The sequence below is a fragment of the Paenarthrobacter sp. PPS72 genome (assembly GCF_048537125.1).
GTDB lineage: Bacteria > Actinomycetota > Actinomycetes > Actinomycetales > Micrococcaceae > Arthrobacter > Arthrobacter nitroguajacolicus_E.
Genome location: NZ_JBLYIE010000066.1, coordinates 1 through 22,698 on the forward strand (window position 1 = coordinate 1; position 22,698 = coordinate 22,698).

The window sequence follows — 22,698 nt, forward strand, 5'->3', positions numbered from 1 at the left end:
GAACGGCCCCACGGATCCCTGGACGGCATGACGCCGAAACGCTACTGGGAAACCTGGACGCAAGAAAACCAATTAGCTATCGCATAAACGCTGGACTGCTAACGGGGGCCCAACCACTTCGTCTCCGACAACGCCTACTCCCCCTATGACAGCGAGCCCGGCCAAGACGTCAGCCTACCGATCAGCACAACTGAATACAGTCGCGTCAATGCGGAATTCATCTACCGCGGCAGCACCATCGACCCCACCAACCGAATCATCCTCCCAACACCTACCCACGAAGCAGACCACGCCATTGCCGTCGAAAACTGCATGAACACCATCCGAGCCCAGGCACCGCATCAAGCCGCGCTACAAGCCAGCAAGGTCTGGACAGCCATGCTCGACAGCAACGACTTCCCCACCGACGAGGACTGCACCACCCTCATCGCAAACTTCCAGTTCCCCCACATCCGCGACCGGCTCATGGCAGACATCCCAGGCATCGACGAACCACCACAACACATCCTCTTCGCGCAAACCGAGAGCGCGCCTAAATGGTCACGTATCGAGTGGGCACAACAACTCCTCATCCATGCCTACACCAGGACCAGTCCGCAACATGCCGCAGCCATCCTCACCACCATCGGCTATATCAACTGGTGGGAAGGCAGAGGCTCGAAAGCACATCAATACATGCAACTCGCCCTCGACACGGATCCGGGCTACCGCTTCGCTCGTCTCACGGACCAAATGCTCGGAGCCGGCATCATTGCCGGCTGGAACACCAACAAAGACACCGCCTACAAAACCCGGCTCGACATGCCTTGAAGGTTACAGCCGACCGATGATGCTCTGTGGGGTATCGGACTAGGGCTGGGCCTCTACACAGTCCCGTGTCCAAGCCCTGGCACCGTCCGGGAGATTGAGTTCATGGATCGGAGCGCGGAAGTGAGATTAACGAACTTCCATGGATCATCCACCGTCCCGCCATCCGAAAAAATCAAAACGCCGAAGCGCAATCAGTTCACCCGCTACTGGCGCGAAAAGCCTGGCTAGTGATCGATGCCGATGTGATCCTCTGGCTCAAGTGCCCACGCAACGCGATGGAGTATCGTTGCAACGCGCCCGCGTAGGGCATCCAACCAACGCGGTGAAGATTTTTCAGCGTAAGGGACGACAGGAGCGTTTGGCAGAGCACTGGTTGCGGTTTCAAAGGCGCTTTGCGCAGCTTCTTGTCGAGCGAGTAGAAGAGCGAGCGGGTAATAGCTGTTCATTCGAGTCTCCAATAATGGGAACGGCAACTAGCGGAGCATTTTCGGTAAGGAATTTCAGATTCCGGCAAGTCCTATCGAGGATCAGTCGACATTCTGCCGGCCCAGCCTCGCATAAACGTTGGGACGCTTGGATCGGAGGAAGAGGGCGTACAGGATGCCACCCAAAAACAGCGCGAAGGTAAAACTCATGAAGATCACAGTGAGAACGGCTGAACCGCCAATGAGTTCCGGGTAGTTGGCGATCGCCAAGTAAGTGATGACCCCTAGGAAAACGACACTGATCAGTGGCGCTATGATGCTCTTCCAAAGAGACTCCGGAGCAAACCGGCGGCGGCGAAGGAAGTAGACGAATACCGCAAAACTCGTGATAAACATCAGCAGCAGAACAGCAAAAGTGCCGCTTCCGCTTGCGATCGGATAAAGGTCATCCGGCGAGACACCCAGCGCAGTGAAGATGACCGTGGCGGCAGCCCAGATGAGTCCAACAGCCAAGGCCGAAATATAGGGAGACTTGTGCTTGGGGTGCACCCGACCGAGAACCGATGGCAAAGCATGATCGGTGGCCAATGCGAAGCTATATCTGGCAGCAATGTTCTGAATCGAAAGCATGCAAGCGAGTACCGAGGTGATAAGCAGCACTACAGCGACATCGGCAAAGACTTTTCCGACCAACGCCCCAACGGCGTCATCGAAGAGATTCACCGTGTTCGCCTCCGCTGCCGACTGCACATTCTCGGGTCCCAAAAACGCGATAAACGCCCACGCAGCGACCGCGTAGAAGAGCCCGATGCCGACGACGGCAATATAGGTGGCCCGGGGTATGGTCCGGTCGGGATTCTGTACTTCGTCCCGATAGATGACTGTGGCTTCAAATCCGAAGAAGTTACCGACGGCGAACAGGAGCGCCAAGCCTAGGGTTGCGTCACTTGGAGAGGGAAGGGCAAAGACCGCTCCCTGTACCGCCTCCATCCCCATTGCTAAGAACGACGCAATGTCAAACGTCACCACCACGGCCACTTCCAGGAGCATGACGACAGTGAGCACCTTCGCCGAGAGATCGATGCGGTTATACGCGAGGAGTGTGGTCACGGCGATAATGGCTAGCGCATACCAATACCAAGCGACATCCGGGCCATTCAGGGAATTCATAACGAAGCCCTGAAGGGTCACACCGAAGAACGAAGGTGCAAAGAATCCGATGAAGATGTAGCCAAACAGCGCGAGAAATGCGCCTCCAAGACCGGCAGGCTTTCCCAATCCGGCCGTAACGAAGGAGTAGAAGCCGCCTGGTCCTTTGACACTGCGACTCATCTTCACGAAGCCGACAGAAAATATCAGCAACATCAGAGTAATAAGTACATAGATGGCAGGTGCTGTCTGCCCGCTGAACATCAAGAGAACCGGCAGAGTTCCGGCCACTGTGGCCAGAGGTGAGGAGAAGGCCAGCACGTTCATTACCAGCTCTCCCACCCCCATGTTGCCGCTGAGCCGGGTTTCTTGGCTATGACGCGTCGCCTGAGGAGCGTCAATTGTGGTGTTATTCATGTCGTCCTCGTCACTGAGTTGTGAGTTCTGAATCACAGTATCGACGCCGATTGCCGTGGTGGTGTGCCAGCTTGAGACACCGCTTGCAGCGGCGCAGTCGCCTGGGGTCGACAACGGAGCACGCCGCTGACTAAGCGGGGCTGCGAATTCCGCTGCTGACATTGAGGAGGGTGCGTGTCAGCGCAACAGAACGGTCGCCTAACTGAGCAAGCTCCCCATCACTTCCGCTCCAATCGGCCCATCGCCGGGCACCATCCAGGAAAGTAAATATCACTCGGACGGTCTGAACAGATAGCTCGAAGCCCATCTCCTCCGCTGCGGCAATGTACATGTCCTCGTGCAGCCGCACCCATTGGTCAAGATCGGCGCGGACCTCGTCTTTGAGGAATCGTGCAACTTTGTCAGTGGCGACCAATAGGTCCCAGAGACCTGGTTCAGGTCTCTGGAGCTGTTGGGCCAGGTGGCCTCTAACGAGCGCAGCCCAGTATTCCTCGGCTGACGTCGCCTTCTCTGCTCCCGCAAGAAGGTCAAAAGCGAAGGCATGTGTAAACGACCGGAGCGCCTCAGCTACGATCTCGTCTTTTCCCTCGGGAAAGCTCGAGTAGATGCTGGGTGCCTTCACGCCTACCTCCCGAGCTAAAGTTCGCATGGTGACTGACTCAAAGCCGCGGGCCGTGGCGAGTTGCAGGAAGCCTGCCACGATTCGGCGCCGGGCCGGAGTCTGAATTGACCAATCACGCCCCGCCAAGAACCTTCTGACAGCGGCATTTGCTTGCACACGCGGCGATTCGCTCACATCATCCACTCCGTTTATCAACAGTGATAACTCCAGCTTAGCTAACGAACACTCGTTAGCCTAGGGGATGAATCTAACCGTCCTCTCAGCCATACATGATCGCCCATTCTCAAGAGCACGGAGGCCTCGACCGAATTGTTGTTCACCCGTCCCAAGATGAGTTCGTCCGAATAAGATGCGCGGCTGGCAATAGTCAGGCCAGCCCCAGACAGTGTCAGCGACCCCGGAGGCACAGCCCGTTTGCATCTGCTCGCCTGTACGGTTTGGAGGCCACCGTCCGACCATGGCAATTCGAGGAGCGCAGATGCCCCGGGCTCCGAAAACATTCTTACAGTGTGTCTACTTCGGCAGATCCGCCTGATCAGGGTGTTCTCCGATGTACCTAAAAGGACACCTGCCACAGCCAGGTCCGGACCGGCTGGACCTCCAAACGTGACCGGCAAGATGTGCGTTGCTGGGCAATGCTTACCAGAGTCATAGGTGACCGTTGAATAGGCAGCCGCTAAGAAGGCCTTGAGGTCCTGCGCATCTATAGAACGCTCGTCGTATTCGAGAAGGACGCCATCCTTCATCTTCTTGAAACTATTGATAGCGACTGATTCAAGGGACTGGACGGCCTCCACAAACGCTTCTACGGGCGGACGCGGAAAGGCTGGAGCCAGTATTTCCACCAGCAGCTTTCCCGGTTCACAGGCAATGAAAGCCATATCTTGGAGATTCACAATGCCCTCAGATCTCCGCGCGAAAAAGGAAAGCGGGCCGTAGCGCTTGAACACAGTGCCAGGAACAAGCGCTACGGACCGCAGCTTGCAGGGCTAAATGCCCCGAGTTGGCCACGGCCACGCATCGCTCGTGTCGCGGCCCTCCGACATCTCCTGCAGGAGTCGATGAACAGTCCTGCCAGAGCGCTTTAGTGCATGGTCGCTGCGCTCTCCGGGATCCGTCTCACTGGAGTGAGGTGAGGTTCGCAGCCACTCAACGTGCCGTCCTTGTGCGAGCTTCCTGTTCATCATCGGGATCAACCCTTAAGAATTAGTTGTGCCGTTTGGTCCCTTCCAGTTTGGGTTTTTGCGGACCTCTCCATCCGTGTCAGTTTGAGACACCGCAAAAGAACTCAGTGACTCAAACGCGAGCTGATACTGATAACAAAGATGAAGATCCCAGATGCAGCAATCAGAAGCGCCGCTGCACCAGGCGGCACGCTGTGGATACCTCGCATCGTTGCTGTCGCTCGCGGTTGAGGCCCAGGCTTGGTCAAATGGTCGCCGAATAAACGCAGCCCGGCAGCAACTAGGACCAGGAAGATGCCGAAGTACTCCATTTAGCCAACCCAGCGGGCGCTATAAGGATCCAGCGCCACGGCCAGATGCTTGGTTGTGTAATTCGCGTCTATCTGCGAGACCTGCATGGCACAGCTAAAACCGTCCGTGAGAACAAGCGCCGGGCTATCTCCTGTCGCAAGGGCAGGAATGATCGAGTGCTCCGCGACTTTCATCGACATGTCAAAGTGCTCAGCCTCGAAACCGAAGTTGCCGGCCACACCACAGCACGAGGACGATTCCACCAGTTTGGAAACCCCCCAGGCTTCCAGGACCCGTTTCTGGGCACCCGAGCCGAACACGGCATGCTCATGGCAGTGCGTTTGCAATACTGCTGATTCAGGCGGCAAGGCCTTCGGTTTCCATCCTCCCGCAACGGCTTCATCCAAGGCGACTGCGAAGGATCGCACCCTGGCCGCGACCCTCGCAGCAGCGGCGCCGCCGACCAGTTTCGGACCTTCGTCGCGGATGGTGGCAGCGCAACTGGGTTCGAGGACAACAATGTCCCGGTCTGTGCCGTCATCGAGCTTGCTGATCAACCGGGCCAGCCGTCGTCGAGCCCCTCCGCGCTGACCCGTGGAGATCCAGGTCAGACCGCAACAGGCGTCCGGCGTACAGCCTACGGTTTTGCCTGTGTCACCGAGCACTCGGGCAGCGGCCGGAACTACCTCGGGCCTGAAAGCGCGGGTGAAGCTGTCTATGAACACAAGGATGTCGGCGTTTTCCACGAATTTGGCCTCAGTCACCCGCCTTCGGATCTTGCCATTAGCCGCAAAAGCGGGAAGCCGTCGTCGAGCACTGATGCCCAACCACTCCCCCACAAGCCTGAAGGGCCGGAATGAGGTTCCCAAGTTGGCCAGTGGCGCCACCCGCGTCAGCACTGGAAGCCACCGGGGCAGCCACCCGATGGAGTAATGCGTGAAGGGCCGGATCCGTCCACGATAGTACTCATCGACCAATTCTGATTTCGCCTCGGCAATGTCTACGCCAGTTGGGCAGTCAGTGGAACAGGCTTTGCAAGATAGGCAAAGGTCCAGGGCCTCCCGGACTTCCGGGCTTGACCAACCATCCTTGCTGCTGCCATTTGCACGGGTCAGTTCCTGTAATACCCGGGCCCTGCCGCGAGTCGAATCCTTTTCATCCTTGGTAGCCCGGTAACTGGGGCACATGAACCCCCCGGTGGTGGAACGGCATCTGCCTACGCCGATGCAGGCGTGGGTATTACCCACAAAAGGACTCGAGACCGGTAGCAGTTCGCGATTTCCAGAGGAAAGTACGACGGCGCCACCCGGGTCTGCGCTTAGCTCAGCATGGTTGGGTCCGGGTTTGACGACACCTTCCAAAGCCAGCGATGCATCGAAGGGAAGTGGATGAACGATGATCCCGGGGTTGAGAATTCCGGCCGGATCCCAGATGTGTTTGAAGGCCCTGAAGATGCCCATCATCTCCTTGGAATACATCAATTCCAGCAATTCGCTGCGTGCCCTACCGTCTCCATGCTCACCGGACAGAGAGCCGCCATGAGCCACTACCAGCTTGGCCGCTTCACGGGTGAAGTCACCAAATACCTGGCGTCCAGCGTCGCTGCGAAGATCGTAGTCCAGCCGCATGTGAACGCAGCCCGCCCCAAAGTGGCCGTACATCAGGGCGGTGTATCCGTACCTTTTCACCAGTGGAAGGAGGTCCGACAGATAGTCGGCAAGCCGTTCCGGGGCTACCGCAGAATCTTCCCAACCCGGCCACGTTTGCACTCCGTCGATCCGCAGGGACGAGAGTCCGGCGCCGTCTTCACGCACACGCCACAGTTTTGCCCGCTCAACGGGGTCGGCGACGATCCTGAAATCAACAACGCGCCCATTCGCGCCGAGCCTGTCAGCCAGTTCCTGACACGAAGCGCCCGCCTGCTGCAAGGTGTCAGCCGAAAACTCCACCATGAGGAAAGCGCTGCCATCAGGCAACGACTCAACGCTGGCGGCTCCTCGCCGGTGCCGCATGATGTCCACGATAGAGACGTCCAGCCCCTCGATAGCGCTCGGCTTTGCAGCCAAAATGGAAGTGACATCACGCGCGGAATCGATGGTGTCGCGGTAGCCCAAACACAGCAGGGCTGTGCTGAGGGGCTTCGATACGAGGCCCACCTGTGCCCGCACAACAACTGCGCACGTACCTTCGCTGCCAGCTAATGCCGCGGCCACATCAAATCCGTGTTCCCGCAGCAGGTGGCCCACGTGGTAACCAGAGACCTGCCGGGGAATGGTCTGCAGCTCAACGCGGAGCCTGGCCATGTTCTCAGCGGCCAAGGCTTTCAGGCAGTCCGTGAGTTCCAGCGCTCGGGCAACTGAGTGGGTGTCAGTTTCGTCAACAGCGCGGAGGAAATTACGCCCGGCCTTCAAGTAGGCACCGTCCGCGGTGACCAGCTCCACTTCCCGCACATGATGCGTCATTCGCCCATAGGCCACCGAGTGATTTCCGCAGGCGTCATTGCCGATGGAACCGCCGATGGTGGCCCGGGTCAGAGAGGAAGGGTCCGGTGCAAATGTCAGAGTCCCCGTGGTGGCCTTTTCAACGTGCGCGCGCAGCTCACCGAGGACAACCCCTGCGTCGGCCCAAACTGTCCTATCTTCGGCGTCGAGAGCTCCTACCGTCTTCATGCGGCGAGAGAGGTCCATTACCAAACCGTCGCCGATGGCGTTCCCGGCCATCGAGGTACCCCCGCCGCGCGTAGTCATGGGAACTCCCAGGGCCGAACATACGCGCATAACTGTTCGTACGTCGTCGACGTTCCTTGGGAAGGCGACAGCGGCAGGTCTTACCCGATAATTCGATGCATCGTAGGAGTACTCAGACCGCCTTCGCGGAGAGTCGTCCACCTCTACGCCGTGATGTTCCAACCGGGCGAGCAACTGCCTCAGAGCCGTGTCGCCGTTGTCACCATGGGACATGGTTGCGTTCTCCATTCGTAGGGTTCCGGAAGAAGTTTAGGCAGCTGGGGTGCGCGCCAGACTGTGCCAAAACAGAACGGGCACAGCGGACGAATCCGCTGTGCCCGTTGGACTGATCAGCTGCTTACTTCAAGAACTCGGAAAGGTTGTCCTTGGTGATGAGCGTGAACGGCAGAGTGTAACGATTCTCCACATTTCCACCATTGAGGAAGTCAGTTACAACCTCAACTGCCTTGACGCCCTGCCCAGCAGAGTCCTGTCGGACCGTAGCTGACATTGTTCCGGCTTTGATGTCCTGCATGGCTGGTTCAGTACCATCAACGCCAACTACTGCCTTGAACTCGGCCGTCCGTCCCGCGTCAGCAATGGCAGAGGCTGCACCAATAGCCATCTCGTCATTGTTGGCCACTACGGCATCGATTTGGCCAGCGCCAAAGCGCTGAAGGGTGTCTTCCATATTGCGCTTGGCGTCGTCACGGCTTCCCTTCGCCTGGAATTCCGCCACGACCTTGAAATTCTTGTTGATCTTGCTGTCGAAGCCGTTCTTGCGGCGATCGGTCCAGGAGGCGCCGTAAATGCCGGCGGCGAACACGATATTGCCGCCTTCCGGAAGGGCCTTGTTCAGGTACTCGGCCTGCATTTCACCGGCCACGGTGTCATCCACGCCAATGTAGCTCTTGTACTCAACGTCTGAACCTTCGGCGAACTCGGTGGACAGGATGAACAGTGGAATGTTGGCGGCAATGACGCGCTTCGCCGCATTCTGGCTGGCCTCCCCGTCCAACGGCTGCATGATGACGGCGTCAACCTGTCGGGTGAGGAGATCCTCAACCTGGTTCAGTTCACTGCCAACGTCCTTCTTGGAGTCGGTGATGTTGAGCTTGACGCCCTTTTCATCAGCCGTCTTCTTCATGGCATCCGTCATGTGTGCCAGATCAGGGTCTTGGAGGTCAAGGACCACAACGCCGATGTTGTAGGACTTGCCTGCAGCCTCCGAGGTCCCGGGGGTACTGCTGCCCCCGCAGCCGGTGAGGGTAAGTGCCCCTGCGGCCAGCATTGCGGTGGTCACGGCGAGCTTTTGTCGAATTCCCATGATTGTTCCTTTCAGTGGTTCTGATTGCTTGGGGAGATTGTTTACTGCTTGTTGGTGGGCGCCGTCAGTCGGATTTCCACCGGTTCAGCAGGACGGCGAGGACCAGGATGATGCCTTGGACACCTTGCTGGTAGTACGACGAGACACCCATGAGGTTCATGCCATTCATGACCACACCCAGTAGGAGGACCCCGATGACCGTTCCGCGAATGGTGCCTACGCCACCGAAGAGACTCGTTCCTCCGATAACGACGGCGGCAATCACCTGAAGTTCATATCCGGTGCCGGCAACCGGTGCCGCGCCGTCCAGACGCGCAGTCAGAACCAGACCTCCCAGAGCCGCCGTCACGCCACCAATGAGGTACACGGTGAAGAGCACGCGGCTGGTTGAGATGCCCACCTTTTTGGCGGACTCTTCGTTGCCACCCACGGCATACACGTGCGAACCGAATTTGGTTCGGCTGAGAACAAATTCACAGATAACTGCGGCGATCAAGAAGATGATGACCGGGACAGGAACCGGACCGATGAAGCCCGAACCAAGCCATTCAGCAGGTCCGCTCAGCCCGGAAACAACCTGCCCGTCGGTCATGACCAGGACTGCCGTGCGGGCAATTGCCATGGTCGCCAGTGTTGCCAGGAATGGCAGGATGGCTCCCCAGACCACCAACGCTGCGCTCAGGAATCCAACCAGCAGGCCTACTGCGAGGCCTGCAACCAGGGGCAACCAGAAGGCGCCACCGCTTGCCGGGGCCAGCAATGCGAAGGTCATACCGGCCAAACCAACAATCGAGCCGACAGATAGGTCGATGCCGGCTGTGATCATAATGAACGTCATACCGAGGGCGATAAGCCCAATGATGGACGACTGCCGGACGACATTGACGATATTATTCACAGTCAGGAAGTTTGGTGCAGCGACGGCGAGAAAGACGAGGATTACTACGAAAAGAATGATGATCCCATAGTCACCAATGAAGCGCTTGACCTTGGTGGCCGTCATTCCTTCTTTCAGGTCAGCGGGTCCGAGCTTGGTCTTGATATTTTCCATTGTGAGACTCATGAGTGGCTCCCATTCGTAGTACCTGGAGTGGCCAACGCATCAACGACATCCCTTGATGAGGTGCTTCCGATTTTGCGGCGTTCTTCGGAGATGCCTGCACCGTCGTCGATGTAGTCATCCAACGTGCCGTGGGAGATGAGGTGCGCCACCTGCGCTTCGGTAACTTCACCTACCCGGAAGCGGCCCACTACTTGGCCTTGGCGCATGACTGCGAAGCGGTCTGCCACGGCAAATGCCTCATCCAGTCGGTGAGTGATGATGATGACCGCGATGCCAAGATCCTTGAGTCGCTGGGTCACTTCAATGAGCTTGTCCACCTTGGCTACCGACAGGTTTGCCGTTGGCTCATCCATGATGATCAGGCGGGCATCGAATGCCAGTGCCCTGCCAATCGCTACTGCCTGGCGCTGTCCGCCGGACAACCGCTTGACCTTAAGCCGCGGATTGATAGGGATATCCAAACGTTCGAGCACCCGCTTGGTCTCGAGTTCCATCTTTTTACGGTCAATAATCCGCAACAAAGGGCCGAGAATGTTTTTCTGCGGCTCCCGGCCCAGGAAGATATTGGACCGAACATCCAAGTTATCCGCCAAAGCGAAGTCCTGATAGACCATCTCCACGCCCTGATCGCGGGAAGCCGACGGGGTTGGGAACTCAGTCGCCTTGCCGTCCAGTTCAATCGAACCTCGGTCTGGTTGGTACACACCCGTAAGTACCTTCATCAGCGTAGATTTGCCGGCGGCGTTGTCGCCTAGCAGGGCAAAGGTTTCGCCGGGCTGGACATCGATGCTGACGCCGCGCAGGGCGGACACCGCTCCGAATGTCTTGTGTATGTCCTTCAGGGCGACCAGTGGAGGGGTCGCCGGTGGTGCTTCGGTCATCTCATCCTCGTTCGTTAGGGCCATGTGAATGATCCGGTGAAACACTTGAGTCGCGGCCAATCAAACTACGTTGTTTGACCTGCTGAGTCGGGATGGTTCTAAAGCCCCGAATCCGCGTGACCTTCGCCACACTGTTTCACTTACTAGAACTTTGACGGACTGGCGTTCAGAGGATGTGTGCCACTTTGGAACACGGAAATGATTCGTTTCAACTACAAGCCAAATGTAGCTTCTAAAGTGAATGAAGGACGCTAGAAGCAGTTACTTATGGCCACACCACAAGGCTGTAGCCATCGGCTTTGTGAAATAGTCGACGCTCACCTAACGAAAGAACCCAAACGATATCACCGTCGGGAGTCCTATCGTCAACGTATCCGTCATAGGGTGGCCATCCAGGCCTCTGCAAGCGGACAGCGTCCCCTGGCTCCGTCTTCTCCCAGAATCCGGCTGGCGGTGTCCAGCTGGCCCGCATTTCGTTCTCTGACTTATGTGCTGCGTTCATGTCCAGTTACCCATCCTTCCCATTGGCAACGGATCACCAAGGTGCTTTCAATGAAAATGCCTGCTCTGGGCCGCAAATGTCGTTGCGAGAACATCTGCGGCCCAGGCAGGCGGCCTTGTTACCTGATTAGCTCAGGTCTACTTCAACGGCAGTGCCGGTTCGGGCGGATTTCTCGGCGGCATCCGCAAGAATCAATGCAGCGCGGCCGTCCTCGAACCCGGGACTCCTGGAAGGCAGTCCTCGAACAGCACGGAGGAACTCTGCAACTTCCAGACGGTAGGCCTCTGCATAGCGCTCCAGGAAAAAGTCCTGGTAGGGCCCTATGGATTCAACGGATCGAGGTCCCCAGTGCCGAACGAGGTTATCGTTCTTATTCCCCACCTGCAGCAGTCCCTTTGACCCGAAGGCTTCGATCCGCTGGTCATAACCGTAGGCTGAGTGGCGCGAATTGATGATCGTCACGAGTTCGTCGTTGGACCCCCGCAAAGTGACAGCGGTGGAATCGAAGTCCCCCGCGAGACGGATGGCGTCGCTGAAGACGTTTGCACCATGCGCTGAAACTTCAACGATGTTTGGGATGAAGTATCGCGCCATATCAAGGTCGTGGATGGTCATATCCCGGAAAATTCCGCCGGACTGGGGAAGATAGGCTGCTGGCGGCTCGCCCGGGTCCCGGCTGGTGATCAGCAACTGCTCCAAGGCCCCGATTTCTTCGGCAGCCACGCGACGCTTCAGTTCGACGAAGTGCCTGTCAAAGCGCTTGTTGAAACCAAGAGCAACCGGAACGTCTGATCCTGCGGCTTTATCCCGGAATGCATTTACGCGGGAAATCTCCAAGTCGATTGGCTTTTCACACAGTACTGGCACGTTAGCGTCGATCGCCTTCTCCACAAGGTCCAAATGAGTCGCCGTGGGAGAGGCAACAATGACAGCATCGACCTCGCCGGAAGCGAACACTTCATCAGGATCGTCAGTCACCCGACCACCGAACTCGGCAGCTGTTTGTTTTGCCCCCTCAATGAACGGATCACAAACCCAGGACAGCGTTGCCTCGTCCAAGGTGGCCAGGCTCATGGCATGTACTTGGCCTATACGCCCGGTTCCGAACAGGCCGACTCTGCTCTGTTGCGTCATTGCAGATCTCCAGTTGTTGATGTTGAAGTACGTTTTGTTTACTAGTCGATCTTTTGCCGGCCCAGGCGCGCATAAACATCTGGTCGTTTGGACCGCAGGAGATATGCGTAGACAATCCCGCCAAAGAACAAGGCAAAAGTGAAGCTCATGAAGATCGCGGTCATGACTGCAGAGCCGCCGATAAGTTCCGGGTAATTGGTGATGGCGAGGTAGGTGATGAGCCCAAGAAAAACGACACTGACAATCGGAGCCACGATGGTCTTCCAGACCGAATCCGGGTTCAGACGCCGGCGGCGAACGAAATAGACAAGGACGGCAAAACTGGTGATGAACATCAGAAGCAGGACTGCGAAAGTGCCACTCCCGCTTGCAATCGGATACAAGGCCTCCGGGGCAACCCCAATGACGGTGAAAACGACGGTCGCGACGGCCCACAGTAGGCCAACGGCCAACGCTGAAAGGTAGGGCGACTTATGACGGGGATGCACCCGGCTTAGAATCGAAGGCAACGCTCCGTCTGCGGCCAGCGAGAAGCTATACCTGGCGGCGATGTTTTGGATCGACAGCATTGACGCCAGAATCGAGGTGATGAGCAGGACAATCGCAATATCTGCAAATATCTTTCCAACCAACACCGTGGCACCATCATTGAACAAGTTCACTGTGTTTGCTGCAGCTTCGCCTTGGACTTTGTCAGGCCCGATGAAGGCCGTGTAGGCCCATGCCGCCACGGCGTAGAACAATCCGATTCCCACCACTGCAATGTAGGTGGCTCTGGGAATGGTGCGGTCCGGGTTTTTGACTTCATCCCTGTAGATGACAGTCGCCTCAAATCCGAAGAAGTTCCCAACGGCAAACAGCAGCGCCAACCCCAGGCCGGCATCTGTGATCCACGGCATGGAGAAGCCGATCCCCTGAACCATCTCCCCTGATCCAGTTGCAAAAGCTGCGACGTCGAAAACAATGACTACTGCCGATTCCAGCAGCATGACGACGGTCAGAACCTTTGCCGAGAGATCAATACGGTTGTAGGCGAGGAGGGTAGTGATGGCAATGATGCCAAGCCCGTACCAATACCAGGGGATGTCAGGGCCGTTGAGTGTGTTGACCACGAAACTCTGGAGCGTCAGCGCGAAGAGGGACGGCGCAAAGAACCCGATGAAAATGTAGCCAAACAGCGCCAGCAGCGCTCCCCCAAGGCCCGCCGGTTTACCGAGGCCGGCTGTGACGAATGAGTAGAAACCGCCCGGAGCTTCAACGCTGCGGCTCATTTTGACGAAGCCAACTGAAAAAATCAGCAGCATGAGCGTCACCAGAAGGTAGATGCCCGGTGCCGTGTGGCCGCTAAACAGAAGCATCACAGGCAGCGTGCCTGCAACGGTAGTCAGCGGTGAGGAAAAGGCGAGAACATTCATCACTAACTCGCCTACGCCCATGTTGCCGCTGAGCTTGTGTTCCCGGGGTTGGGTCGGCGTTTTCGTCGTACCTCTTGTTGTGCTTGACATGTAATCCTCGTCACGAAATTTAGAGTGCTGAATCACACTATCGACGAGGATCGTGGAAGCACTGTACCAGCTTGAGACACGGGATCCCATGGGATATTCCACTCTGATTCAAGTCGTGGAATATCCCATGGGATTGGCTTTATCAGGTCCTTTTCTGCGCTGTAACCGAAGCAGACGGATCGAGTTTTTTCAGGTCCACAACGTCCTTCAACGGCTCGTGGGCCTTCCAACGCCTCAGGTTCCGGGCAAAACAGTCCACCACTTCTCCCCGCCAACCGATCAAGTCCCCGGAGGCATGCGGTGACACCAGGATGTCCCGCCGGCCCCACAGCGGATTAGCGGCGTCCAACGGCTCATGCTCAAAGACGTCCAAGGCCGCCCCACCCACGTGCCCGGAGTCAAGAGAGTCCATAAGGTCCTGCTCTACCACTACCGCCCCGCGGCCCACGTTCACCAAACGAGCTCCAGGCTGCATCTTTCTGAATCGGGAGGAGTTGAACAGACCCCGGGTTTCTTCTGTCAGCGGCAAGGTGAGCACCACATCATCAACGTTCCCCAGAAGCCGGTCAAGATCATCAAAGCCGGAGATCTGTCCCAGTTGTGAATCATTTCTCGCAGACCGACCCACAATGTCAACGTCCATTCCAGCAGCACGAAGGAGAAGAACGGTTTCGCGGCCAACCGGCCCCGGCCCCACAACCAGTACCTTGCGTCCCAACAGCGGCTGGGTTTCGCGATGCTGCCACGTCCGGGCCTGCTGAAGCTCGATGGTGCGGCGCAGGTCTTTGGTGAACATCAGCAATACCCCGAGTACCCATTCAGCTATGGGACGCTCACACACGCCGCGGGAGTTGCTGACGACAATGTCGCTGTCGATGATCTCGCGGGTCATGAGGCTGTCAACACCGATGCTGGATGTGTGTATCCAGCACAATTCGCCGGGTCCTACCTCTCGAAGAAGTTTGGTCCGGAAATCGTTCAGGAACAGGATCTCTGTTCCTGGCTGAGCGTCCCGAAATTCATCTGCAGTGCGCACCACGGAGACCTCAGCCTCAGCTTCCAACCGTTCAAGCGGAGGCAGCGGCCTGCCCTCCTGAACAATCACCATCACTTTCGGTCGTGACACCGTTTCCACTTCCCGGCCTCTCCCCTCAACGGCACTCCCCCGGTTGTTCTCGTGTTTGAACGCGTAGCTACTCACCAGCCACCCTGCCAACCGCTCATAAGGCCATACGGCAAGCGCTGTGGCTCCTCGTCGTGAAGGCCCTTCAGGAAGTCAAAGTCACAGCCTTCGTCGGCCTGGTTGACGTGATCTATAAAGAGCCGTCCGTAGCCCCGCCGATACTTCGGCTCCGGCAGTTTGAGTTCCGCGAGCCGGTTCTCAATCTCCTCGGCTGGGATATCCAGGTCCAGACGCTGGTTCTCTACGTCCAGCACAATAGGATCCCCGTCCCGAACAATGGCCAGCGGTCCGCCCACGGCGGCTTCGGGAGACACGTGCAACACTGTGGTTCCAAAGGCGGTGCCGCTCATTCTGGCGTCGGATATACGGACGATGTCACGGATACCGCGCCGCAACAGCCTCTCGGGTATAGGCAACATACCCCATTCAGGCATCCCGGGAGCTCCAACGGGCCCGCTGTTCCGCAAGACCAGAACGGAGTCCTCGGTGATATCCAACTCAGGATCGTCAATCCTGCGCCCAAGATCGTAAATGTCCTCGAACACCACCGCCGACCCCTTGTGCTGCAGCAGATCCTTCGACGCCGCACTACGCTTAATCACCGCGCCGTTGGGCGCGAGGGAGCCGCGGACGACGGCGATGCCTCCGGAGGCATCAAACGGGGCTTCGAGGGTGCTGACCACTACACCATCGGGTTCGGGGGCCGAACTGTAACCATTTTCAAGAGACTGTCCTGTGACGGTAATGGCGTCCTTGTTCAGCAGCGGCCCCAGTTCCTTGAGAACCGTGGAAATACCGCCCACCTGGAACAGCTGCTGCACCAAGTACTCGCCCGAGGGGCGGACGTTGACAATTCGAGGCGTACGTTGCGAAATCTCATGGAAGCGATCCAGCGGCAACTCGTTACCGACGCGCCTCGCGAGCGCCAGAAGATGCACTACGGCGTTGGTGGAACCACCCACGGCCATCAAGAGGGTTATGGCGTTATCGAACGCCTCTTTCGTCAAAACTTCGCTGGGTTTTGGTCCCTGTGACATGGCCATTTCCACGGCCCGGCGTCCTGTGGCTTCGGCCGCTTGGGCACGACGCGCGTCCACGGCCGGTATTGACGCAGTGCCCGGCAAACACATGCCAAGTGCCTCAACCAGCGACGTCATGGTAGAGGCGGTTCCCATTTCGCTGCAGTGTCCAGCAGAGGGCTTGGCCGCCGACTCAAGCTCGTCGAAGTCCGCCTCGGTGATTTTCCCTGCACGCAGCTCATCTGCGTACTTCCACGTGTCCGTGCCGACACCGAGCTGCTTACCCCTGAAGTGCGCGGGCTCTTGGGGCCCACCGGTGAGCATAATGGTTGGAACATCTGCACTAGCAGCACCCATGAGCTGGGCTGGAACGGTCTTGTCGCAGCCGCCCAGAAGCACAATGGCGTCCAACGGGTAGGCGCGGATGGACTCTTCAACGTCCATCGCCATAAGATTTCGGAATTGCATAGCCGAAGGCTTCATCAAGCTCTCGCCCAAGGAAATGGTGGGGAACTCAAGCGGCAGCCCACCGGCCATGAGAACACCACGCTTCACCGCGTCGGCCAGCAGCTTGAAGTGGATGTTGCAGTTGACAAGCTCCGACCATGAGTTCGCGATACCGATGACCGGCTTGTCCTTGAGTGCGAAGCGCGAGAAGCCCTCAGCCTGAATCGCCGTCCGGTGAACGAATCCCGTGAGGTCGTGGGGTGCAAACCACCGCGCACTGCGGAGGTCCTTATAGCTTGACTCTTCCATGTCTTATAGCTCCTTGGGTTAGATAGGTCTCGACAGGTAATTTGGTGACGATGACTACGCGGCAGATGTGCCGCCGTCGAACGCCATGCTGGTTCCGGTGGCAAAGGTTCCGTCGACCGCCAGGAAATATATGGCTGCCGCCACCTCGTCAGGATCCGCGAGCCGATTCAGCGGCACTGTGCGCTCTTTCAATGTGCGGGCTTCAAATGGATCCGGTGCCGCAGCAAGCTCGGCCCGCTGCATGGCCGTGTCAATTGGCCCAGGACAAACAACGTTCACCCGCACATGCGGGGCGAGTTCCATCGCCATGGCGCGGGTAAGTCCCACAACGCCTGCTTTCGCAGCGCAGTAGTGAATAAGCCCCGGCACACCCATGGCGGCGAGATCGGACGCCACATTGACGATCGACCCTCCACCGGAGCGCCTCATGTGGAGTGCCGCCTCCCTGGCCACATAAAAAGTGCCGGACAGGTTTGTCTGCAGCACCTCGTGCCAGTGGTCCTCGGTGAGGTCTTCCAAGGCAATATTCCCGGCTACACCCGCTGCATTGACCGCTACGTCCAAGCCACCCATTGCGTGCACCGCGCTCTGGACGGCATTCCTGACTGCCAGGGCATCGGAGACATCCGCAACCACGATGTGCGCACAGGTGCCGATCTCCCCGGCCACTCGCTGCAGTTCGGCAGGACGCCGTCCCAACAGTGACACAGTTGCGCCGCGTTTGGCGAAGAGCCTTGCGGTCGCTTCCCCAAGTCCTGAACTTGCCCCGGTGATGAGAACCCGAAGGGGTTCCGTTCGAAGTTGTTGCTCGCGGTCCATCATCAGTGACGGGCTCCTCTTGCTTGGCGGCGGACTAGTACGTCCCACTAAAACAGCGCGCAGCTGCCTCCAGCTGTCTCACATTGAGACACAGAGCACACGGACAACGTTCCTAGGCTAATCAACAGATGCCGCCGTCAGTCTGCGGCACTGCACCGCCGGACAGCGGTAGAGACTAAGGAGCGCTCTTGGAACAGCAAAACCGCATTGGAGTTGGCCTGATTTCGGTCGGATGGATGGGGAGACTGCATTCCCGCGCGTATCTGGCGACCAAGCAGTTCTTTCCTGAGTTGCCGCGTCATCCAGAATTGGTGATCGCGGCCGACCCGGACGATGCCGGACGCCATCACGCCGAAGACGCACTCGGCTACAAGGAAACGGCCACGGATTATCGCAAGGTGCTGGAAAACCCGGACGTGGACGTTGTATCTATTTGCTCGCCCAACTTCCTTCATCACGAGATAGCACTTGCCACCATTGAGGCAGGAAAACACTTTTGGATTGAGAAGCCCATGGGCCGCAGCGCCCATGAGTCGCGCGAGATTGCCCAAGGTGCCGAGGCCGCAGGACTCATTACCTCGGTCGGGTTCAATTACCGGCATGCACCCGCCGTGGCGGAAGCGCGGAGGCTGATCCGGTCCGGAACTCTGGGCAAGATCACCAATGTGCAAATTCGCCTCCTTACCGGATACGCCTCGGATCCGAACCAAGTCTTCACCTGGCGCTACGAGCAGGCACGTGCAGGATCCGGCGTCTTGGGCGACGTACTGAGCCACGGCTTCGACCTGGCTCAGTTCCTGGTAGGTCGCATCACGTCCTTGAACGCCGTCACCGAGACTTTCATTAAGGACCGACCGCTCCCCGCTGGCAACTCCTCGAATTCCTTCGATATGGGCCAGGCTTCCGAGGTCACGCAAAAGGTGGAAAATGAGGATTACACTGCCATGCTTGCCCGCTTTGAGGGTGGAGCAATCGGTATGTTTGAATCCACCCGCGTCGCCATCGGCCCGCACGCGGAATACATCATCGAGGTCTACGGCACCGAGGGATCATTGCGCTGGAATTTTGAACGTATGAACCAGCTGGAACTCGCCACCGACCGCACTGGCTATCGCACCATCATGACTCCCCCGTCCTTCGGCGAGTTCGGCCGCTTCCAGCCCGGCCCCGGCCCCGGCATCGGCTTCAATGACCTCAAGACCATTGAAGCGGCATTGTTCTTGCGTTCGGTGGCCGAAGGGAAACAACTAGGCCCGTCTGCCGCGGACGGCTGGTCAGCGTCCGAGCTCGTTGATGCCTCGCTGCGTAGCGCTGGCTCCGGCGATTGGGTCCAGGTCCCGGAGGTCTCCGGGAAGACGACCTACCAGGCTTAAGCACCCACAGTCATCTGCAAACAAGACGAGGCCGGATCATAATGATCCGGCCTCGTCTTTTGCGTATCTGATTACTTGGCGAAGCGGAACAGCTTCTTGTTGGCGAACTCGAGCATGCCAACCTTGCCCAGTTCACGTCCATATCCGGACTTCTTGACGCCGCCGAACGGTACGTCGGCTCCGCTGAGGTCGTAGGCGCCAATGAAGACCATTCCGACGTCGAGCTGGTTCCCTACCCGCTCGGCACGCTCGTGGTCGTCACAAATAACTACGGATCCGAGACCATACGGCGACGAGTTCGCGAGCTTGATGGCTTCCTCGTCACTGCTGACCTTGTAAAGCTGGGCAACGGGTCCGAAGAGCTCTTCACTGTAGACGTCCATGGCAGGGGTGATGTTGGTAATCACTGTCGGCGTGAAGACGTTGCCCTGCGGTTCATTATTGCCCACCAGGATTTCGGCACCCTGATCGAGGGCTCCCTGCACCTGCTCTTTCAGGAACTTGGTGGCAGAGTCTGAAGATAGCGGTCCGAAGTCGCCGTTCTCGTAAGACTGGCCGGCAATGGCTGCTTTGAACTTTTCGGAGAACTCGTCGAAGTACTTGTCCAGCACCACGATCCGCTTGGAGCCATTGCATGACTGACCGGTGTTGCCCATACGACCCATGACAGCCTTTTTTACGGCCTGATCCACGTCGTCAGTGTCAAGCACAATGAACACGTCGGCGCCGCCGAGCTCCAGCACACACTTCTTCAAAGCACGGCCAGCTTGCTCCGCCACGATTGCGCCCACTTGCTCGGAGCCAGTGAGAGAAACGCCTTGGATGCGGTCGTCAGCGATGATGTCTGAGATCTGCTGATGTGTGGCGAAGAGGTTGACGTAGGCGCCGTCCGGGAAACCTGCGTCGCGGAACAGCTCTTCAAGTGCCAGGGCAGATTCCGGGCATTGGCTCGCATGGCGAACTATCACGGTGTTGCCCAGGATGATGTTGGGAATCGCGAAACGTGCCACCTGATAGTACGGGTAGTTCCACGGCATGATGCCCAGAACTACGCCCAGGCCTTGGTAGCGGAAGAACGTCCGCAGACCATCGGCCACCTCGAACTCCTCGTCAGCCAGCCATTCCTCTGCGTGCTCGGCGAAGGCTGCGGCGATGGAACCGGAGAATTCTGCTTCTCCGGCTGCTTGCGCGAGGGGCTTGCCCATCTCCCGGTTGATGATGGCTGCAAGTCTGTCCTTGCGTTCTACGAACAGTTCGGCCAGGCGCTTGGCCATGGCAGCCCGCTCAGCCACAGTGGTGGTGCGTGACCAGTTCTGGTACGTCGTCTGGGCTGCACTCAGGCCGGCTTCGACCTCTGCGTCCGTAGCCGCCGGGTATTGGGCGTGGGTAGTTCCCGTGGCTGGATCAATAACGGCAAATGCGCTCATGATAGTACTCCTTGTCGGAAAATAGGGCTTGGTTGACCCGGTAAAAGGGTCAGGCGGGACCGTCGCATGACGATCCCGCCCGTTGCGCTTAGCGCTCGTCAGGTGCAGTGGTTGCTGCGTAGAAACGCTGGCGGGCGCGACCCTCCAGGTGCTTTGCAGTACCTTCCTGGCTGCCTGGGCGCTGCGAGGTCATGGGTACTCCCACGTCCCAGAAGGCTCCGTTGCCGGACAGGTACCGCCAAGGCTCTACGCGGGCAACGATGACTGCGGGCCCGTCCACTTCTTTGGCCTCCGTGAGCGCGTTCTGAAACTCCTCGACCGTGGAGGTTGACCAGGCTGCACAGCCCATGCTGGCGGCGTTGGCTGCAATGTCGAAGTCCAAGATCGCACCGTCAAGGCGGCCTGACTCATTGCTGCGTTCCCGGTACTGTGTTCCGAACTCCCGGCCAGGGCCACCTTTGGAAACCTGCAGCGGCCAGATGCACTGGTGCCCCCGGTTGTCGATCACAATGGTGATGATCTTCTTCCGTTCCTGTACAGCGGTGACCAGTTCCGTAGGCTGCATGAAGTAGGTGCCGTCACCGATCAACACGTACACCTCACCCGGTGCTTCTCCACGTGCGATCCGGTATCCGAGGCCGGCCGGAATTTCATGCCCCATGCAGGAGTTGGCGTACTCGAAATGGATTTCGGCACCGTTGGAAGGATCCCAAGCCTTGTGGATACCCTCAACCACACCACCGGAGCCCAGGATCAGTGCGTCCTGGTTGGTTGCCGTGCGGTTCAGAACATCGATGACCTGGGCCTGGCTCATGTTTTCACCGGGGAATGCCTGCAGATCGTGCTTGCGTACCTCGAAGGTGGCTTTTCGCGCGTCCGCGATGTCGCTGCGGTAATCATCGGAGGTGCCGTAATTAACGGCTGCCAGGCGGTCCCGCAGGGCTGCGAGGGACAGTTTTGCATCTCCGATGACGGGGAACGAACCCATCTTGTGGGCGTCGAACGAGCCAACGTTGAGGTTTACGAACTTCACGTTGGGGTTCTGGAACAACGAGTGTGATGCGGTGATGAAGTCCTGGAGGCGTGAGCCAACGGTGATGACAACATCAGCTCCGTCGGCGATCTCGTTCGCTCCAACTGTTCCGGTCACACCCAGCGCGCCCAGGTTCAGCTCGCTAATGGGCCCGCTGCCCTTACCTGCGTAGGTTTCCGTAACCGGGATGCCGAACTCAGCGCTGAAGCGTGCCAGTTCTTCCTGTGCCTTCGAGTACCGAACACCGCCCCCTGAAATCAGCAGGGGACGCTCGGCGTTGGCAATGATGTCGGCAGCATCGTTGTATTCGTCCTCCACAGCCGGGCGACGACGGATGTGCCACACCCTCGGGGTGAAGAAGGATTCCGGGAAATCGAATTCGGCGCCCTGGATGTCCTGCGGCAGACAGACCACGACGGCGCCGGTCTCCACGGGATCGGTGAGGACACGCATGGCCTCTGGAAGGGTGGACAGCAGCTGGGCCGGATGAGTGATCCGGTCGAAGTAGCGGCTGACCGGACGGAAGCAGTCGTTAGCGGAGACATCCCGCTCTACCGGATGTTCGATCTGCTGCAGCACCGGATCACCAAAACGGTTGTTGATGATGTCAGCAGGAAACAGGAGCACGGGGAGCCGGTTGGTGGTTGCCGTGGCGGCACCGGAAACCATGTTGGTGGACCCCGGCCCTGCAGAGGCCGTGCACGCAAGGGTAGCTGCGCGGTTGGAAGCTTTCGCAAACCCAATGGCCGCATGGACCATGGACTGCTCGTTTTTGCCCTGGTAGTGCGGGAAGTCCACACCATACTCGTCGATTCCCTGCGCCAAGCCAACGGAGTTGCCGTGGCCAAAGATGCCGTACATGCCGGGAACGAGGCGCCGACGTTCACCGTCCAATTCGCTGTACTGGACCTGAAGGTATTCAACGATTGCTTGTGCGACAGTGCGGCGGCGGACGGCCTTGTTGCCGACCACGGTGCCGATGTCGGCAGCGGCTGTGCTAGTCATGCGATCTCCTAAACTCGAAGGTGCGTCGGCATTTGCAAACCGATTCG

At 58.3% G+C, this 22,698-nt stretch carries 16 protein-coding genes; 2 read left to right on the forward strand and 14 right to left on the reverse strand.

Annotation, left to right across the window (positions count from 1 at the left end):
* Nucleotides 1–312: 312 nt before the first annotated feature.
* On the forward strand, nt 313–810 hold the full coding sequence (locus ACLRGI_RS21750; protein ID WP_419203535.1) for a DUF4192 family protein: 498 nt from the start codon (nt 313–315) through the stop codon (nt 808–810).
* Between the two features lie 527 nt (nt 811–1,337).
* Here ACLRGI_RS21750 and ACLRGI_RS21755 read toward each other — a convergent pair.
* From ACLRGI_RS21755 to ACLRGI_RS21810, 12 genes are all read right to left on the reverse strand, one after another.
* The gene (locus ACLRGI_RS21755) at nt 1,338–2,801 is read right to left on the reverse strand and encodes an APC family permease (protein WP_402937206.1); all 1,464 of its coding nucleotides are present in this window, start codon (nt 2,799–2,801) and stop codon (nt 1,338–1,340) included.
* A 130-nt stretch (nt 2,802–2,931) separates the two neighbouring features.
* A complete protein-coding gene (locus ACLRGI_RS21760) occupies nt 2,932–3,606 on the reverse strand; it encodes a TetR/AcrR family transcriptional regulator (RefSeq protein ID WP_402937208.1) in 675 nt (224 codons plus the stop codon).
* A 32-nt stretch (nt 3,607–3,638) separates the two neighbouring features.
* The gene (locus ACLRGI_RS21765) at nt 3,639–4,304 is read right to left on the reverse strand and encodes a carboxyltransferase domain-containing protein (protein WP_402937209.1); all 666 of its coding nucleotides are present in this window, start codon (nt 4,302–4,304) and stop codon (nt 3,639–3,641) included.
* A 614-nt stretch (nt 4,305–4,918) separates the two neighbouring features.
* Nucleotides 4,919–7,873 (reverse strand): FAD-binding and (Fe-S)-binding domain-containing protein, encoded by a 2,955-nt coding sequence (locus ACLRGI_RS21770; RefSeq protein WP_419203536.1) that lies wholly within the window; start codon nt 7,871–7,873, stop codon nt 4,919–4,921.
* Nucleotides 7,874–7,982: 109 nt separating this feature from the next.
* Nucleotides 7,983–8,951: a sugar ABC transporter substrate-binding protein gene (locus ACLRGI_RS21775; protein WP_419203537.1), complete on the reverse strand. Its 969-nt coding sequence runs from the start codon at nt 8,949–8,951 to the stop codon at nt 7,983–7,985.
* A gap of 64 nt (nt 8,952–9,015) precedes the next feature.
* Entirely contained in the window at nt 9,016–10,014 is a 999-nt protein-coding gene (locus ACLRGI_RS21780; RefSeq protein ID WP_419203538.1) for an ABC transporter permease, read from the reverse strand.
* The gene (locus ACLRGI_RS21785; RefSeq protein WP_419203539.1) at nt 10,011–10,895 is read right to left on the reverse strand and encodes an ATP-binding cassette domain-containing protein; all 885 of its coding nucleotides are present in this window, start codon (nt 10,893–10,895) and stop codon (nt 10,011–10,013) included. Before ACLRGI_RS21785 ends, ACLRGI_RS21780 begins: the two co-directional genes overlap by 4 nt.
* A 628-nt stretch (nt 10,896–11,523) precedes the next feature.
* Nucleotides 11,524–12,531, reverse strand: a complete 1,008-nt coding sequence (locus ACLRGI_RS21790; RefSeq protein ID WP_419203540.1) for a Gfo/Idh/MocA family oxidoreductase — start codon at nt 12,529–12,531, stop codon at nt 11,524–11,526.
* A 41-nt stretch (nt 12,532–12,572) separates the two neighbouring features.
* A complete protein-coding gene (locus tag ACLRGI_RS21795; RefSeq protein WP_419203541.1) occupies nt 12,573–14,036 on the reverse strand; it encodes an APC family permease in 1,464 nt (487 codons plus the stop codon).
* Between the two features lie 142 nt (nt 14,037–14,178).
* Nucleotides 14,179–15,162 carry a D-2-hydroxyacid dehydrogenase gene (locus ACLRGI_RS21800; protein WP_419203542.1) on the reverse strand — a complete coding sequence of 328 codons (984 nt, stop codon included), beginning with the start codon at nt 15,160–15,162 and terminating at the stop codon, nt 14,179–14,181.
* 71 nt (nt 15,163–15,233) lie between these two features.
* The gene (locus ACLRGI_RS21805) at nt 15,234–16,994 is read right to left on the reverse strand and encodes an IlvD/Edd family dehydratase (RefSeq protein ID WP_419203543.1); all 1,761 of its coding nucleotides are present in this window, start codon (nt 16,992–16,994) and stop codon (nt 15,234–15,236) included.
* Between the two features lie 54 nt (nt 16,995–17,048).
* A complete protein-coding gene (locus ACLRGI_RS21810; RefSeq protein ID WP_419203544.1) occupies nt 17,049–17,816 on the reverse strand; it encodes an SDR family NAD(P)-dependent oxidoreductase in 768 nt (255 codons plus the stop codon).
* 185 nt (nt 17,817–18,001) lie between these two features.
* Here ACLRGI_RS21810 and ACLRGI_RS21815 point away from each other — a divergent pair, with 185 nt between their 5' ends.
* Entirely contained in the window at nt 18,002–19,186 is a 1,185-nt protein-coding gene (locus ACLRGI_RS21815; RefSeq protein WP_419203545.1) for a Gfo/Idh/MocA family protein, read from the forward strand.
* Nucleotides 19,187–19,257: 71 nt separating this feature from the next.
* Here the strand turns inward: ACLRGI_RS21815 and ACLRGI_RS21820 are convergent, their stop codons facing one another.
* Nucleotides 19,258–20,613: an aldehyde dehydrogenase family protein gene (locus ACLRGI_RS21820; RefSeq protein ID WP_419203546.1), complete on the reverse strand. Its 1,356-nt coding sequence runs from the start codon at nt 20,611–20,613 to the stop codon at nt 19,258–19,260.
* Between the two features lie 88 nt (nt 20,614–20,701).
* Entirely contained in the window at nt 20,702–22,651 is a 1,950-nt protein-coding gene (gene iolD, locus ACLRGI_RS21825; protein ID WP_419203547.1) for a 3D-(3,5/4)-trihydroxycyclohexane-1,2-dione acylhydrolase (decyclizing), read from the reverse strand.
* Nucleotides 22,652–22,698 lie beyond the last annotated feature (47 nt).

What these genes read in the sequence shown, in the direction of transcription:
- ACLRGI_RS21790 (WP_419203540.1), bottom strand. Translation starts at nt 12,531, where the DNA reads ATGACGCAACAGAGCAGAGTCGGCCTGTTCGGAACCGGGCGTATAGGC.
- ACLRGI_RS21775 (WP_419203537.1), bottom strand. Translation starts at nt 8,951, where the DNA reads ATGGGAATTCGACAAAAGCTCGCCGTGACCACCGCAATGCTGGCCGCA.
- ACLRGI_RS21765 (WP_402937209.1), bottom strand. Translation starts at nt 4,304, where the DNA reads ATGGCTTTCATTGCCTGTGAACCGGGAAAGCTGCTGGTGGAAATACTG.
- ACLRGI_RS21820 (WP_419203546.1), bottom strand. Translation starts at nt 20,613, where the DNA reads ATGAGCGCATTTGCCGTTATTGATCCAGCCACGGGAACTACCCACGCC.
- ACLRGI_RS21810 (WP_419203544.1), bottom strand. Translation starts at nt 17,816, where the DNA reads ATGATGGACCGCGAGCAACAACTTCGAACGGAACCCCTTCGGGTTCTC.
- iolD (WP_419203547.1), bottom strand. Translation starts at nt 22,651, where the DNA reads ATGACTAGCACAGCCGCTGCCGACATCGGCACCGTGGTCGGCAACAAG.
- ACLRGI_RS21785 (WP_419203539.1), bottom strand. Translation starts at nt 10,895, where the DNA reads ATGACCGAAGCACCACCGGCGACCCCTCCACTGGTCGCCCTGAAGGAC.
- ACLRGI_RS21750 (WP_419203535.1), top strand. Translation starts at nt 313, where the DNA reads ATGAACACCATCCGAGCCCAGGCACCGCATCAAGCCGCGCTACAAGCC.
- ACLRGI_RS21805 (WP_419203543.1), bottom strand. Translation starts at nt 16,994, where the DNA reads ATGGAAGAGTCAAGCTATAAGGACCTCCGCAGTGCGCGGTGGTTTGCA.
- ACLRGI_RS21770 (WP_419203536.1), bottom strand. Translation starts at nt 7,873, where the DNA reads ATGGAGAACGCAACCATGTCCCATGGTGACAACGGCGACACGGCTCTG.
- ACLRGI_RS21780 (WP_419203538.1), bottom strand. Translation starts at nt 10,014, where the DNA reads ATGAGTCTCACAATGGAAAATATCAAGACCAAGCTCGGACCCGCTGAC.
- ACLRGI_RS21755 (WP_402937206.1), bottom strand. Translation starts at nt 2,801, where the DNA reads ATGAATAACACCACAATTGACGCTCCTCAGGCGACGCGTCATAGCCAA.
- ACLRGI_RS21795 (WP_419203541.1), bottom strand. Translation starts at nt 14,036, where the DNA reads ATGTCAAGCACAACAAGAGGTACGACGAAAACGCCGACCCAACCCCGG.